This is a genomic window from Leptolyngbya sp. AN10, from assembly GCF_050565645.1.
In the GTDB taxonomy this organism is placed as follows: Bacteria; Cyanobacteriota; Cyanobacteriia; order Leptolyngbyales; family Leptolyngbyaceae; genus Leptolyngbya.
Genome location: NZ_JBNXVP010000002.1, coordinates 134,667 through 147,230, shown reverse-complemented (window position 1 = coordinate 147,230; position 12,564 = coordinate 134,667). Strand labels below are relative to the sequence as shown.

Annotated in this window: 15 protein-coding genes; all 15 read right to left on the bottom strand. The window is 47.9% G+C overall.

The genetic code is table 11. The features are described 5' to 3' along the window. Positions 1–5: 5 nt before the first annotated feature. The 15 genes from ACQ4M5_RS03600 to ACQ4M5_RS03530 all read right to left on the bottom strand — a co-directional run bounded on the left by ACQ4M5_RS03600 (position 6) and on the right by ACQ4M5_RS03530 (position 12,545). Positions 6–3,056, bottom strand: coding sequence for a putative baseplate assembly protein (locus tag ACQ4M5_RS03600; RefSeq protein ID WP_430674231.1), 3,051 nt, complete (start codon positions 3,054–3,056; stop codon positions 6–8). A 12-nt stretch (positions 3,057–3,068) separates the two neighbouring features. Continuing rightward, positions 3,069–3,452, bottom strand: coding sequence for a GPW/gp25 family protein (locus ACQ4M5_RS03595; RefSeq protein WP_430674230.1), 384 nt, complete (start codon positions 3,450–3,452; stop codon positions 3,069–3,071). Between the two features lie 5 nt (positions 3,453–3,457). Next, positions 3,458–3,883, bottom strand: coding sequence for a PAAR domain-containing protein (locus ACQ4M5_RS03590; protein WP_430674229.1), 426 nt, complete (start codon positions 3,881–3,883; stop codon positions 3,458–3,460). Between the two features lie 9 nt (positions 3,884–3,892). Beyond that, positions 3,893–4,546 carry a phage baseplate assembly protein V gene (locus ACQ4M5_RS03585; RefSeq protein ID WP_430674228.1) on the bottom strand — a complete coding sequence of 218 codons (654 nt, stop codon included), beginning with the start codon at positions 4,544–4,546 and terminating at the stop codon, positions 3,893–3,895. Continuing rightward, positions 4,543–5,604, bottom strand: a complete 1,062-nt coding sequence (locus ACQ4M5_RS03580) for a phage late control D family protein (RefSeq protein ID WP_430674227.1) — start codon at positions 5,602–5,604, stop codon at positions 4,543–4,545. Before ACQ4M5_RS03580 ends, ACQ4M5_RS03585 begins: the two co-directional genes overlap by 4 nt. Positions 5,605–5,606: 2 nt before the next feature. Continuing rightward, on the bottom strand, positions 5,607–6,338 hold the full coding sequence (locus tag ACQ4M5_RS03575) for a LysM peptidoglycan-binding domain-containing protein (RefSeq protein WP_430674226.1): 732 nt from the start codon (positions 6,336–6,338) through the stop codon (positions 5,607–5,609). Further along, the gene (locus ACQ4M5_RS03570) at positions 6,329–7,396 is read right to left on the bottom strand and encodes a hypothetical protein (protein ID WP_430674225.1); all 1,068 of its coding nucleotides are present in this window, start codon (positions 7,394–7,396) and stop codon (positions 6,329–6,331) included. The genes ACQ4M5_RS03575 and ACQ4M5_RS03570 overlap by 10 nt, the downstream gene beginning before the upstream one ends. Before the next feature lie 12 nt (positions 7,397–7,408). After that, positions 7,409–7,921: a phage tail protein gene (locus tag ACQ4M5_RS03565; RefSeq protein ID WP_430674224.1), complete on the bottom strand. Its 513-nt coding sequence runs from the start codon at positions 7,919–7,921 to the stop codon at positions 7,409–7,411. An 8-nt stretch (positions 7,922–7,929) separates the two neighbouring features. Continuing rightward, on the bottom strand, positions 7,930–8,028 hold the full coding sequence (locus tag ACQ4M5_RS03560; RefSeq protein ID WP_430674465.1) for a DUF6760 family protein: 99 nt from the start codon (positions 8,026–8,028) through the stop codon (positions 7,930–7,932). A 38-nt stretch (positions 8,029–8,066) separates the two neighbouring features. Next, on the bottom strand, positions 8,067–8,468 hold the full coding sequence (locus tag ACQ4M5_RS03555) for a phage tail assembly protein (protein WP_430674223.1): 402 nt from the start codon (positions 8,466–8,468) through the stop codon (positions 8,067–8,069). Between the two features lie 24 nt (positions 8,469–8,492). Continuing rightward, positions 8,493–8,936, bottom strand: a complete 444-nt coding sequence (locus ACQ4M5_RS03550; protein WP_430674222.1) for a phage tail protein — start codon at positions 8,934–8,936, stop codon at positions 8,493–8,495. A gap of 25 nt (positions 8,937–8,961) precedes the next feature. Then, positions 8,962–10,089: a phage tail sheath family protein gene (locus ACQ4M5_RS03545; RefSeq protein WP_430674221.1), complete on the bottom strand. Its 1,128-nt coding sequence runs from the start codon at positions 10,087–10,089 to the stop codon at positions 8,962–8,964. Between the two features lie 17 nt (positions 10,090–10,106). Next, positions 10,107–11,537: a phage tail sheath family protein gene (locus ACQ4M5_RS03540; RefSeq protein WP_430674220.1), complete on the bottom strand. Its 1,431-nt coding sequence runs from the start codon at positions 11,535–11,537 to the stop codon at positions 10,107–10,109. 67 nt (positions 11,538–11,604) lie between these two features. Beyond that, positions 11,605–11,955, bottom strand: coding sequence for a hypothetical protein (locus ACQ4M5_RS03535; RefSeq protein ID WP_430674219.1), 351 nt, complete (start codon positions 11,953–11,955; stop codon positions 11,605–11,607). Between the two features lie 11 nt (positions 11,956–11,966). Next, positions 11,967–12,545 carry a DUF4255 domain-containing protein gene (locus ACQ4M5_RS03530; protein ID WP_430674218.1) on the bottom strand — a complete coding sequence of 193 codons (579 nt, stop codon included), beginning with the start codon at positions 12,543–12,545 and terminating at the stop codon, positions 11,967–11,969. Positions 12,546–12,564: the final 19 nt, after the last annotated feature.

The window sequence follows — 12,564 nt, the reverse complement described above, 5'->3', positions numbered from 1 at the left end:
AAATTTTAGTGATCAAAGGAAAGCTGAATAGTATGAGTACCGGAGTAAATGAGGCTGGTTGAAGTCACGCTCGTACTAGAACGAATCCGCAGCGATCGCACTAAGCTCACGCCTTCGATCTGATTCAACACCGCATAGAGATCCGATCGCTGAGGTTGCCGTCCAAATGCCCATCCACCCGATCGACCTGTCAGCGGATGTAAAAAGGCAGTGAGGGCTTCGAGCGCTCGTACTCTCACTGCATCGGCTTGCTCTAGTGACACCGGAACCAGTTCAGCGACAACGGAGACTTCGACCCAATTGGGAGCCGCAATGTTGAAGGACAGCGTTGCAACCGCACGTTTTTGTAGTTCACGACGGACACGATCGAGGAGTGCTAAACTCGGCATCGGTTGAGCCGCATCACTGTACGGCACAATTAATACGGTTACGGCTCCAGGGGGACGAATCGAATCCTTTTCGGTCTGGGTGAGGTCGCGGGCGGATTCGTGACGAGCGCGATCGCTTTGATTGTAAGTATGAGAAGAGAGCCAAAGCTGATCATTGAGCGGATCGGCGCTCGGCATCAGAACTTTCACACGAGCAATCTCTGCTGAACTGCCGTAAGTTAAATCTTCAATGTCTTGTTCGGTGACAGCTTTGTTCTGATGACGTAAAATGCTCGCTCCGCGCTGTTTAACGCGATCGATTGATTCTGAGTCAATCCCGCCACCTGAAGGTTCAAGATTGGTGACTCGATCGACATAGGGTAGTGTCGTTTTCAGTTGAGTGATTGTTTCGATCGCGCAGTTTCCAGTTGCACCTCCTCCTGTGCGATAAATTGCCATGCGGAGATTGTTCCGTCCTCGTGGGGGCACTTGTCCGGTCTGTCCATCTCCAAACCGGATCTCGCCGCTCTGAGCATCTAATAGATAATGTCGATCGTTGGGTTTAGAACTATAAAAGTCGGACACCGCTTGCCAAGGAACCCAAACTCCTTGAACTTGTCCAGTGGCATCGGTCACGACTTCAAGCGGTTCATTGCCCCAAAGTTGAGCGATCTCAGCTTGTTCTTCCACCGTTGGCAATTGAAGTTCGCGCACTTCTAAACGTTGACCTGCTAACACAGGCGATTGACTGGTACGAAAGTGTTGATCGGGATTGCCATTACTTGATCCTAAAGGTTCCTGAAGGACTGTAGTTGCCTGACTTGCCCAGATGGTGTTAGTCAGAATTCGGCGCAAACGGGGTTTAATGCGATCGCCTTGTTTCCAAATGACTCGCAGCCAGTAGCAGGTTTTTCCAAATTCGCAGCTTGGTCGCAGATCGGGTGGAGCAATAAACTGGACAATTCCCCGTTCTGAAAATGCTTGGGTTTCATCCTGCACTGGTAAATTCATCCAAGTTGATGCCCCGACAGAATACTGCCAAGCAAGTTGTACGGGAGTTGGCTCAACATTGATCGTGTCTCCAGGATGCAGCGGATCGACCTGAAAATAAAGCTGAATCAATCGATTCGGAAACGGCTGATCAAAGCCTAGATACAACGTGGGTGCGGTATTTGGATCAGATGGAATCACTGGAATGGGATCAAGCTTCCAGCCTTGAGAATAGAGGAAATTGTGATACAACTGCGATCGCTCAATTGCAGCCAGCGGTAAGGCATAGTCATAGGTATCACTTAAGGTCAAAGATTTGATCAGCGGCGGCGAAAAGGTTGGGTTCTCATATTTGTAGCTTGGAAAGGTTTTGGTATCTGAAGACGTGTCTTTTGAAATCGAGGCGGGTTTTCCATAGTCACCGCTTTCGAGTCGTGCCCGTATCCAATAAGCAACTTCACCATTTATCTCGGTTAACTCAACTGAATCAGGTAGATCTAAGGTAAAGCTGCCACCTCCAGTAAAGTTAGCAATATTAGGCGCAGAAACCGTTACTTTGTGCCACTCTGTTCCTGTCCAAGCTTCCCACGCAACAACTGGTTTGCTAATCGCTGTAGAATCCGGATCTTGTTGCAGTGCAATTTTGACCGTAATGTTGGCGATGGGATGAGCAAAAGCAGGACAACTTAGATAGAGTGCATCTTGCAATCTTGGCTCTTCACCAAACGGATAAAAGTCCTGATTTAAGGCGATTCGATTGGTATTAAAGAAGCCATGAGTGGGCGGTGTGAATGTTGAGTTGCCGCCTCTAACCTGAACTGTTGTTTGAATCGATGCGATCGCGTTTAATTGTCCAAGTTGCTCTGCGCTCAAAATTCCTTGAAACCCAACACGCAACCAATGTGCAGTGACACCGTTAACCGATGTTGCTTGAAGCGAGTCATTGAGAATAAAGCGAATCCCATTCCATGCACTTGTGTTTTGCCACTGACCGTTTTGCCACGTTCCTTTCGTGCCTTCGATCGCTGTCCATTTTTCACCATTCCACACTTCCCAACTCAGCCCCGGATCACGCCAGAACGCAGTAACTTCTGAAAAGACCAACGTTACCGATTGTCGGTCTGATCGGGTCAGTCGATCATCCTGTGCAAAATATAAATAGTCTCGCAGCGGCTCATACGTTTTGAGCAAGATTGGATCAGTGCTAAATGCGCGAAATGATTGTTCTCCAGGTTCTTTTGAGAGTGCGATCGCGCTTTGATCAATCCAACACTGGTGTTTCACATCTGCTAAAACAACCGCTTGTAACTGTGATTTAATCACAATCAAGTCTCGATCCGTTTCAAACAGAGCTTCCTCTACCCCCTTCTCGGTCGGTGGAGCCGCAATACGAGTCCGAGCAGGAACAAACGCTTCACTCGGACTATTCGCAGCAAGCGTAAAGGTTAAGGGCACTCGTGCGGGTTGGGGTGGAGCAAGCTGAGTCCCAATCAGATCGAGGAAAGCGAGGAAATGCTTATCGAGAGATTGATTGACGCGATCGCGCACCTGAGCCGCCATGCGACCAAAAATCCGAATCAGCGCCAAGCCAGCATCCGCTCGATCGGGATGCCACTGAGGAGTATAGTACTTCGCCAGTTCGACGATTTGGGCGATTAGTTCTTCATCGGTACGCGAATCAATTTTGGGCGGTTGCATGACGCACAGTCCTTAGTTGAGATAGAACGGGTAAACCAAATTAAAGCGATTGTTCGTTGTGCGAACGCGATAGTTAATTTGAATCAACAGCCGATTGGGAGAATCGCGATCGACAGTCGTTTGAACATCGAGAACATCAATCCGTGGCTCCCAATTCAGCAGGGCTTGTTGTACCTCGTCTTTGATTCGCCCGATCGTGGTTGCATTGGTCGCAGCAAAGACAAGATTGTGAATGCCACAGCCGAAATCGGGACGCATCAATCGTTCACCTGGTGCGGTTCCTAAAATCATCCAAATCGATTGGCGAATGCAGTCTTCGTCCTGTGCAAGTTCGATGCGACCTGAACTGAAGCCAAGAGGCAGTTTGAAGCCTGAGCCTAAAAAATCACTACTCATGTTTCTTATCCTCCAATCATGACAGTGGCAGGTGAACCCCCTGGAGCGATTGATCCATGTGGTGGCGGTGATTCGCTACAGGTTTTCACCGGATCACCAATTCTTGCCACGGCTTTCCCTTCAATCTTGACGGTTTTACTACCGCTGATAATTTCCGTTTGATTGTTCGGTGGATTGACAAATCCGAGTGGAGCCGTTCCAGGTGGCGGCAGGGGTGGATGAGCCGATGCCATTCCTTTACTGCCTTCCAGTGCTACAAATTTGCCACCAATCTTTACCTTTGTACTTAGACTTTGATTGATGGTTGCCACAAAAGGATGCGGCACTGGAGCCGCGATCGGGGGTGCTGGAGGTGGCGGCGGTTTTCCCTTGACCTGGTGAATGCAAGATGTGGTGACTAAATCCCCTTGGGTTGCAGCAGGTTGTCCCATGTTGATTCCTTAATTGAGATTGATCATCGCGCCTTGAATGTCGATCGTGGCATTGGCTTCGATCGACATCGTTTGAGCCGCAGAAATCTTGACTTCACCTTGCGAATTGAGTTCAATGCCATTGCCGCTCAACGTTACCTTACCTGTGGACGATTGCAGGGTTAGATCGCCTTCTGCCGTAATCTCGATCGTATTCTCTTGAACTGCGATCAGAATGCGATTGTTGCCGCTCTTAATCTCGATTTTTGCTTCGCCTTCAGTGTCATCCAGCGTAATTTCATGCCCACTGCGAGACTTAATCAATCGCTGATTGTTATTGCCATCTTCGTTCGTAGTGGGAGGACTATCTTGACCATTCCAAAGCGCTCCTAGAACATAGGGGAATTCAATGTTACCTTGTTCAAACGCGACTAACACTTCATCGCCCACTTCTGGCAGAAAATAAATCCCTTGATTCGCACCTGCCATCGGTGTCACGACTCGCGCCCAGTTGCTCTCATCCTCTTCCGAAAGCCAAGGTAACTTCAGCTTCACCCGTCCTAAACCCGCTTCATCTTGATTGTTAGTCACTTCGCCAATCACTACGCCATAATGCTGCGAGCTATCCTGCTGAGATCGCTCCGAAGCCGAATTAAACGAAGACCATAAATTCATGTTGATCATGCTGCACTCCTAAGTCCCTTGAACTCTGTTTGATAGCCTGCGCTGCGTGAGTAGCGATGTTCGACCGCAGCAAGATAGTACAATCCACTAAATCGCGTCCCGACTCCTTTAATCTCGATCGTTTTCCCCACGCTCAGTTCTGGACTTCCTCGGCACACTCCAGTTGCCATGTTATAGAGCAATCGAATTTCTTCTAGCTTGCCTTTCGCAAAATTCTGCGCTTCTTCTGCACTTTGTACAGGCAAATCAACGACTGTGTAGGTACTTGCTCCAAACTCTCGTCGTACTGCGATCGCGCCACTGGTCGTACCCATCGGTTCAGCTTCGTCGTCCGCTGACACTTCGGTAATCGTTACCCCTTTCTGCTGCGCGTCCCAAGATCGAACTGCGATCGCACTTACTTGATTCAGCGTGGTAATCCGAGGAAAGAACTCTAGCAAGTCTTTCTTCCACGTCAAGGTTTTTACTTTCAAAGAAGCGGTTTGGCGGGGACGAATGTGTAACTGCATTCCATCTACTCCAATCTCATACCCGATCTTCTGAGCGTGGGTCTGCAAAAACTTCCAATCACTTTGATTCGACTGAACTAGGTAGGGAATTTGAACCGGATGCTCTGGACACACGATCGATAAACCTTGCTCTTGAGCAATCTGACGCATAATTGCTGTAGGAGTCATTTGGCGAAAGGTGCGCGTTTTTTGTCCCCGCATTAAACGATGCCGCACATCGTAACCTTGAACAATGAAGACGGGACTTTTTCCCTGTTCAAATTCTGGCTCTAACCCCGTAATTTCGCCTTCTAGAACCGTTGCAACCTGGCTACCATAGCCGAGTTGAACTTTTACCTGTGCGCCACAGTCAAACAGCGGATCATCAATCCAAGTAAATTGACTACTATCCAAGTCCCATGTATTAAGGCGGATTGAGAAAGCACTCACACCATCAAGCTGCTCCGAAACAGTGACTTCTTGAATATCCGCGATCGCTTTCGTGGGCAAAGGAGTATTGCCGATTTCGAGTCTAACTTTAGGGGACAGGCTAGCAGTCGGATTGAGCATCGTTACCTCTGAGCAGTATTGGGATTGAGGGGCGGAACAGTCAGACGCTGACCAGGAACAAGTTGACCACGCGGATCATGGAGGCGATTCGCGATCGCAATGACGCGCCAGAGTGCGGGATCGTTGTATTCTTCGGCGGCAATGCTGCTAAGCGTTTCGCCGCGTTTAACAATCCGAATCGGATCATCGATCGGGTTAGCAGCTTTCTCTTTTTGCTCTGAAGGTTGCCATTGTTCAAACGAGCATTTCAGTTCCGCACGAATGGGCACTCCGTCCGGGCGAAACCGTGTATATTGAATCTCGATTTTTTCTAGAACACCTTGAAAGAGATCTTCGTAAAAGCCCCACTGGAGCTTGCACAGAGGCGGACGGGGCGGATTGCCATACTCGCCTTTTTTCTCAGTTAAGGCAATAATTTTGCGCGTATAGATGCGGACATCTGTTGCAGTTCCGACTGCAAGCAATCCTTCTGCGATCGCTTGTCCAGTGCTGCTAAATTCTGCACTCATTAACCCGGTTGGGCGCAGTCGTGTGGTTGGCAAACTGGTGTCAAAAAACAAATCTAAACTTAAACTATCAGAGTTATCTGCTGCAACTAAGGTATCTTTCTGTTTCTCCCAGCCGACTTTCGTAATGGAAATACTGCTGGGATTAAATAGTACGAAGATCGGATCTTCCTCTTTGAACGTAGGATATTTTCGTTCGACTAGAATTTGTAGTTTCGCTAACTCCACGGCATTCTTCCTCGGCGTTCTTGTTCAATCACCATTCGTCGCGCTAACTTGCGTTCAATCTGTCGAGTTAAATCATCAAGATCAATCTGGGGTGCTTCAGGAGTTGGCGCGACCCCTTGCGGGTAACTCAAAGAGATCGTAGTTCTGCTCTGAGTTGGCTCAATCGTTCGATGTTCAATGGTTTGCCTAGTCGATAGAGTGGATGATTTGAGCGATTCTATTGAGTTCGATGTAGAAATTGTTTCGCGAGGCATAGGATGAACAAGCGGAACACTAGAATCTATTGATCGAGCAAATGGAGCAACAACCAACGGAGAAGGACGGTCTTTGAATTCCGGTTGTAATTGTTTCGCAAACACGACTGGCGGAGGGATTGTCATCGGAGCTTGATCAGCTTTGAATAACTGCACTTTCTCAGGAGAGACAACTGGAGCAATTGACAGAGATTGATGCTCCTCGAATTGCTGCACTTTCTCAGGAACTATCAATCGATCGACATTCTCAGGAACTATCAATCGATCGACAATTGTTGGCGGAGCTTGATCAGGTAGCATTACAGATGAGCGCTCTGGAGTGAACTGGTCGATCGTAGAAGTTCGATCGAGCATAGAACTAGAAGTGGCTCCCGTCTCAAACTTTGCTTGAATGACTGTTGATCCAGCAGACGAAGCAGGAATCGATCGAACAACTGGAGTAGCAGCTTTAGAACTATTTGCTGTTCCAATGTGAGGTTTAGTCATCTCTACTTTAGAACTGTTCGCTGTAGTTCTAATTTGAGGCTTAACTATCTCCGCAATCGATCGAGACTCAGAAACAGGTCTATCTACTGCTTCTGATCTTGAAGGCTGGGCATAAACAATCGGAACAGTATTAGATTGCTCGATCGTGCTATGTCGTTTGAATGTATTGAGTAGAGATAAGCGATCGCCCAATTGTTGAGTGCGAACCGCAATTTTCTGAGGCATGGACAAATCAACTACTCCGGGACGCTGGGCAGTCCGTAAGAGTCGCTGAATTAGCACTGGATCGATCGAGGTTTGCCACTGAAGATCAAACATAAGCTCAAAAAATCATGAGGAGAGAATTGCTTGGGAAAGTGGCGCAGCAGGAAATTTCTGAATCCCTTGATGCACCAGTTCAAATTCTTCGATCGCAATCTCATCGCTACTCGCATCAAAGGCTGGACCCGTCCATTTCACTGGATACGCATTCAGAAAATTCCACCATTGCACCGGGCGTTGTTGTCGATCGAGCAGCAAAATCGTACCGCTGTGCTGAACAATCATGCCTTGGGTTGCCGCCCAATACCAACGCCAGAGCAAATCATTATCCGTTAGCCCACGACTTAGCACGATATTCGAGTAGCTCGTGGTTTCTGGGAACTGATGCACAAAGTTATTGACTCCTCCTTCCTCGTAGGATTTCATTGTGATTGAACTCTCAAGCCCTTTAACTGAGCTAAATCCACCCACGACTAAGCCACCCACTTCTACCCAGAAATTACAAGCAGAGTAAGGATCGTGAGGAATGCCGAGGATCGATTTAATTGCAGTTACCCCTGCATTATTGATTTGATTAACCATGATTTGATTCACCACGATGCACTTGAAGTGGATTCGTTCATACGCTGATTAATCTGTGCGACTTCTGCGACCCATTGCTGACGTTCACGATGATCCATACTCATGATGTTGTCGTAATTCCAGTGCAGATAGTAAGCCAGATAAGCTACCTCTTCGCGGAGTCGATCGCAAGGGTAGCGGACGACTCCCCCAGCGGCTCAGTTTCTACCTCAAATTCTCCTTGACAGTGTGGACAAGCGACTGCAAATCGACGATGCCCGACTTGATTAATCCGCTGATAAAGGTCTTGCAAGTACACTAAATCGGCAGAGAACAAACCTTCGAGTAGTTTCGGATTCAGTGCAGGCAATGTTCCTAACTGCGTAATGACTCGCGATAGCAAAATCAAAATTAAGTAACCTGGATTTGCCTGCACACGCGGATCTCGTAACGGTGCAATCTCATCGAACGCTGTTGCTAACCGCATTGTTCCTTCTTGGTGCAAAGTTCCCTCTGCATCTCGGAATCCATAAGGTAGCACAAACGAAAATTCAGTTTGTGGTAGCATCGCTTCTTCTCTCTGTAATCAAATCTACGACCATTTATCGATCGTTACGCCTTCATGAGCCAGTTCTAAAGTCTCGATCGCGAACGCATCGGATTCCGCATTGAACTCATCCGCAGACCAGCTTATGGGCCAGCAGTTGATCAAGTTCCAGCGAATTTTCTCAACGCCTGTATCGTCCATCACGACGATCGATAAATTACGTCGATTGGCGTTTCCACTTGCAAGCTGTGTGCGCCATTTCCACAGTTCATCATTGCTCGTGATGCCCCGCTTTAAGGTGATGTTGTCATAGCTCACTAAACCTGGAATTTTGCGCTGTGTGAGTGGATCAGTCCCTTCCCGGTAAGTTCCAGCCTCCTGACTCGATTTCAAACCACTACAGCTTTGAAAGCCTGCATGAATGATGCCATCCCACTCAACATAGAAGTTGTAGACTCCATACGGATCGCGACGAACAACAGATGCCATTGTTAAATTCTCCTAGATGAATAGTTCAAGTTCTAGCGACGACTCCCGTTTCTCCTTGAATGAATCGCACTGTGATGAATTCATTCGGCATGATTGGGGCTAGTCCAATTTCGGTGATCACTCGTCCCGCTTCTCGATCGGCGATCGTATTGGTCGTATCATTGCAGCGAACATAAAACGCTTGTTCAGCAAGACCACCTTTCAGCGCTCCTTTCTGCAACAGCGATTCGAGATACACTGTTAGTTCCCGTTCAATCGATCGCCACAGTCGAAAATCATTCGGTTCAAATGCAGCACTCGCTAAGTTGAGATCAATCCAGCGAAACAGCGTAATGAACAATCGCCGCACACTGATGTAAAACCAGTCTGGATCGCGACTAAGGGTACGAATGCCCCAGACCCGAATGCCGCGACCCGGTAACACTTGCAGACAGTTCACGCCAGCGCTCACAGTTCCATAGTTTGGATTGAGTTCTCTAAACTGCTCTGGCGCGATCGTATAGCTCAAATCGATAATGCCTTCCACGACTAAATTCGCAGGTGGCATGTGTACCCCCGAACTACGATCGCGTTGAGCATACAATCCAGCAATATGACCACAAGGTGGCACAACCTCCTTGCTAACGAGCTTTACCCAAGGTGCGTAAAGTGCCCCATTAGAACCAGCATTAGAACTAGAAAGCTGTGACTGTTGATCCTTGATTTGCCCGATCGAGTCATTCACTGCATCTAAAATTGCAAAACGATTTCCCAATCGATCGCAGTGTTCTAAGACCAGTTGCTGAAGTCTAATGGCTTCAGCAATCGGTAATGTTGCTAGATCAGGCGCACAGACTAGATCGATTTTGTCCAAGCTTTCTAGTTCTATCAATGCGTTACTTAATGCTTCCTGACTCAACTCAGCGATCGGTAGGACATAGCACCACTGCCCCCCGTTCTCAAAGAAACCCCGTACTGCTGCCGCCAGCAGAGTCTTGGAAGAAGCTGCAAAGTACGAAGCAAATTCTGTCCAAAGTTTGAGCGATCGTAAACCGCTCTCCTTCGCTTTGGCAACTCGTCCCAGAAAGACTGGAACTCCTGTCACCAAAGCAGGTTGCACTGTTGGAAAGACTTCTTCGCGAATAATACCAGGAACAGAATAGTTTGCTTGCATCGAGCGACCCTGTAAAACTAGCGATTTTCACCAGACCATTGACTAATACGGAACACCACAAACTCAGCAGGCTTCGCAACCGAAACCCCGATCACAGTCACAACTTGACCATTCTCCCGCAAGTCTGGTGGATTTGTTTCTGCATCACACTTCACAAAAAAGGCTTGTTCTGGGGTATCACCAAACAATGCACCACTTCGCCAAACCGTCAGCAGAAACGCATTCACATTGCGACGAATCTTTGCCCAAAGTTCCGGTGTGTTCGGTTCAAACACTGACCATTGCGTTCCTTCATCGATCGACTCTCGCAGATAGTTAAACAATCGACGCACACTAATGTACTTAAAGTCCAGATTGGCATCTCCACCGAGCGTCCGCGCCCCCCAGACGCGAATATTGCCATTCACATTACGGATACAGTTAATCCCCTGTGGATTCAAGCCATCTTGCTGCGATTTGCTCACGTTATACTTCAGTCCCACTGCCCCCAAAATGGCTTCATTTGCTGGAGCTTTGAACACTCCCCTCTGACCATCAACCCGCGCATAGACCCCAGCAATGTGACCACTAGGCGGCACATAGATATTACTATCCGAGGCAGAATCATAAACTTGCAGCCACGGGAAGTAGAGCGCAGCATAGTCAGAATTGAACGGCTTAAGCGCATTGATCGAAGCAGCACTACTCAATGTCACCTCTGCTCGACTATCTAACACCGCAACCCGATCGCCCATTTTTTTACAGTGATCATTCAGTTTGCCATGCACTACCGCGTCCCCTTCTTGTGAATCAATCAAACCCGGAGCCGCCACGATCGCAATTTCATCGATCGCTTCAAACTGTTCCAGCGCACCATCCAATTCAGCAATGCTATTCACCCACACAACAAAGCAGCGAGTTCCTCCATTTCTAAAGAATCCAAACACTGCATGAGCAAGAGTGCGCTGTTGAATATTGCTATTGGAAAAGTCTCCAAAAGCATTCTTAAACTCTGTAAAATTCGTACACAGTTGCACTTCTCCCGCAGGACTCGATCGCACGATCCGCGAATAATCAGCAACAATCTCGCTCTCACTCTCAGGAGCTTTTGCAAACTGAATTCGAGACTCTCGTTTCTGTGCATCCTGCTGGAGTGTTACCTTAACGTTGCTGCCCTTCACCTTGACTTCGACATTCGTGACCGGATACGCACTCAGCTTAAAAACCGTTTTCGCTCCATCTCCAACCCCAACTTTTTCACCTGTAACATTCGCAAGCGGTTGTATATATGACTTTGCATCATTGGTCTCCTTGACGATCGCAAGCGGTTTAGTCTCTTTACTCGCAGTCGCCAATTCACTAATCACGCCAATAAAACCCGCTGTGCTGGTTCCCACACCTGCGATCGGTGCAGACCCCGAAGGCACTTCTTCAACATAAACACCAGGAGATAGATAAACAGTCGGCATAGGAATTGCTCCAAGCTAAACATTAAAGCTCAACATTAAACAGTGCATACCCCTCAATTTCGGCTATTTAATAGCTCAAATTGATCCAGGTTGCTCCAACTTCGCGATTTACCACAACAGGCACAGGATTCTGTGCATTACTACCCTCAGAAGACGAGAGTTGAATGGTGTAGTGTCCAGTGGGTAAATCAATGAAATAAAACCAGCCATCGATCGCAGTGTAAGTTTGATCGAAGCGTTTCGCTGACGTTTCCCAGTCAGTTTTGTAAAGGCGTTGCAGTAGCGATCGCTTTGCCTTTAAATCTTCAGGCATCTCAATCAGTTCAACTTTCACGCGATGCAGCGGCATCTGGTTTTGATCGCTCACTCGACCTGCGATCGCAACTTGATGAGAAGTTGTTTCTCGTCGAATTTCCATCGTTACTGCACCTAGACTTTAGGTTGGCTGACCAATTGTTGACCTGTCACAAGAGCAACAGTCATTCCGGTATCCTCGATCGGAACTGCGATTGTTACCGTACAACTTAAAAAAGCTTTAGGTTTAGCTCCAATCGCTTGCCAAAACTCACCAAAGCCTTGAAGCAAACTGGGGCGCATCGAAAGGAGACGTACAGGCAGTTCTTGTTGCCGCAGCCTCCCCTGGAGGAGGGTAGTCGGAATCGATCGATAGCGCAATAGCACCTGCATCACTTTCCCTAACAAGAAATGCTCCGCCTGAATTGCATCAGCGGTTTCAGTCGCCCAAGCAGTGATGAGATAAGAGCAGTCGATCCGCACAGAGGGGCGTTTAATTAAAGCTCTGTTTTCTTGGCGATCGAGCGTTGAATCAGTGCGCCGAAGCTCTAAATTTTCCCGCACATCATATAGAAAAAGACCGATCGCGGGGGGTTGAACATTAACCCTGAATTCACTATCCGGTGAAGCGAAGCTAATTCTGATATTTTCCGTCTGGGTAGATAGCTCATGCGTCAAAAACTCTCGTAGAGTTGCATCTACATCCTCTAACATTCCGTTTCCTCACCCTGAT